The organism is Pseudoroseomonas cervicalis ATCC 49957, from assembly GCF_000164635.1.
Taxonomy (GTDB): domain Bacteria; phylum Pseudomonadota; class Alphaproteobacteria; order Acetobacterales; family Acetobacteraceae; genus Pseudoroseomonas; species Pseudoroseomonas cervicalis.
This window is the reverse complement of sequence record NZ_GG770992.1, coordinates 1-2,201: the sequence shown is the minus strand read 5'-3', so window position 1 is coordinate 2,201 and position 2,201 is coordinate 1. Positions and strand designations below refer to the sequence as shown.

The 2,201-nt window shown below is 76.3% G+C and carries 3 protein-coding genes; all 3 read right to left on the bottom strand.

Translation table 11 applies throughout. The features are described 5' to 3' along the window. On the bottom strand, window positions 1–197 hold a 197-nt coding region (locus HMPREF0731_RS21070; protein ID WP_007006264.1), incomplete at its 3' end, for a hypothetical protein. After that, entirely contained in the window at window positions 194–1,015 is an 822-nt protein-coding gene (locus HMPREF0731_RS21065) for an SDR family NAD(P)-dependent oxidoreductase (RefSeq protein ID WP_007006263.1), read from the bottom strand. The genes HMPREF0731_RS21065 and HMPREF0731_RS21070, both read right to left, overlap by 4 nt. Beyond that, window positions 1,012–2,201, bottom strand: a 1,190-nt coding sequence (locus tag HMPREF0731_RS21060) for a capsular polysaccharide export protein, LipB/KpsS family (protein ID WP_007006262.1), incomplete at its 5' end; no start/stop codon positions are given. The genes HMPREF0731_RS21060 and HMPREF0731_RS21065, both read right to left, overlap by 4 nt.

Here is a 2,201-nt window from a genome sequence, read left to right as displayed (position 1 = left end):
ACCACGCCTTCCAGCACCAGATGCCGCGTCAGGCTCATCAGCGCCGCATGGGCGGCGGCGGCGAAGGCGTAGCGCGGCGGATCGGCGCGCAACGAAGCCGGGAAGAGGCCGGAAAAATAGGCGTCGAAGGCCGGGGCGGGCAGGCGCAGCGCGCCGCCCTCCAGCGCCATGCCGGCGACGAAGTCCTGCAAGGTCATGGTCCGGGCTCCGCCCGTGCTGCAGGGGGGGGCGCCCCCTGCCCCTGGTCCTGGATCTGGAATTCCATGCGCCGCACCACCGCATCCACCCAGCGCGAGGGCGCCAGCGGCGAGAGCCGCAGCGCCAGGGCCAGCGGCCAGGGAAAGGCCAGCCGCGCCGCGCCACGATCCAGCGCGCGCGCCAGCCGGGCGGCGGCCTGGTCGGCGCTCATCGAGAAGGGGCGGGCGCCGACCCAGCGCGACCCCATGGCGCTGTCGAAGAAGCCGGGCGCCACCAGGGTGACGCGCAGGCCCTTGGGCGCCGTCCCGGCCCGCAGCGCCTCGCCATAGCTCCACAGCGCCGCCTTGCTGGCGCAATAGCCCGGGCTGTCCGGCAGGCCCCGGAAGGAGGAGAGCGAACAGACCAGCCCGATGCTGCCCTGCCGCCGCGCCAGCATCGCCGGCAGCAGCGGCTCCACCAGATGCGCCGCGCCCAGCATGTTCACCTCGAGCTGCGCGCGCAGCGCCGCCACCCCTTCCCGCCCGCCGCCCGGGCGGGTGCCCAGCGCGATGCCGGCATTGGCCAGCAGCAGGTCGGTGGGGCTCTCGGCATCCCAGGCGAGCAGCTGGCGCTCCATCGCCGTGGCGTCGCGCACATCGATCCGCGCGGTGCGGGGATGCGCGCCACGCGCGGCGCAATCCTCGGCGACCGCCGCCAGCGCGTCCGCGTCGCGGCCGATCAGGCCGAGCGTCACCCCCGGCGCCGCCAGCCGCCGCGCCATCGCCGCGCCCAACCCGCGCGAGGCGCCGGTGATGATGGCCGAGCGGAAGCGGCTCACCGCAGCCCCCGCCGCCGCGCCAGCAATCCGCGCAGCCAGCCCTCCACCCCGCGATGCAGGGTGAGGGGAGAAATCTTCCACAGCTCCGGCCGCTGCAGCCGCTCCAGCACCAGCTCCGGCGGGCAAGGCAGCTCGGTCAGCGGGTCGACCTGGCGCGGGAACAGGATCAGCGCGCCGGCCACCAGCGCGTCCAGCTCCAGGGTGCGGCCGCGCCGCGGCGGCGGGGCGCGGTCCTCGGTCAGCCCCCAGCCGGCATAGAAGGGCTGGCCCCAGGTGACCACCTTCACGCCCCGCAGCAGCGCCTCGAAGCCGGAGAGCGAGGTCAGGGTGTGCAGCGCGTCGATCTGCGGCAACAGCGCGGTCAGCGGCGCGCCGGTCACCACTTGGTCGGCCAGGCCCGCCAGCGCCTCGGGCGGCAGGCGGCCCTTGCGGAAGCCGGCCTCCAGATCGGGGTGCGGCTTGTAGACGATCCAGGCATCGGGATTGGCCGCGCGCACCGCGCGCAGAAGGTCCAGATTGCCGCCGAGCCCGGCGCCGCCCAGCCGCACCGAGGCGTCATCCTCCACCTGCCCCGGCACCAGCAGGCAGTCCCGCCCCGGCGGCGGGTCGAGGCGCGGCGCGCTGCCGGCCAGATTGTACTTGGTCACCCCGCGCGCCACGATCGCCTGGCGCAGCGCGGCGGCGCGCGCCAGCAGGTCGGGCGGGAAGTCGGACTCGGCCAGGAGGCGCTCCAGCCCGCTCGGCCGGGCGGGGTCGTAATAGATGCCCTCCGCATCCACCGCATAGGCGGCGCCGGGCAGGAAGCGGGCGCCGAGGCCGCGCGAGCGGACGAAGCCATCCTCCACCGTCAGCAGCGTCACGCCGGCGCGGCCACAGGCCTCGCGGAAGCCCTGCGGCATGGCGCCGGCCCAGGCGGCGACGGCGCCGCCCTGGCGCTTCGCCTCGGCGATGGCGTGGCCGGCGCTGCGGGTGAAGCCGGGGGCGCCGCCGGCATGGGCGAACAGCGCGGCGATGCGCCGGCGCTTCCAGAAGGCCATGCCCAGGCAGATGGCGACGCGCCGGTTCTCCGCCTGCGCCCGCGCCCACTCGGCCAGCTGGCGCAGCGAGTCCTCGAAGGAGCAGGGGCGGGAGAGGAAGGGGTCGGCGCAGCGCGTCGCGGCGATCAGCGCCGCCCAGCCCGGCGCCG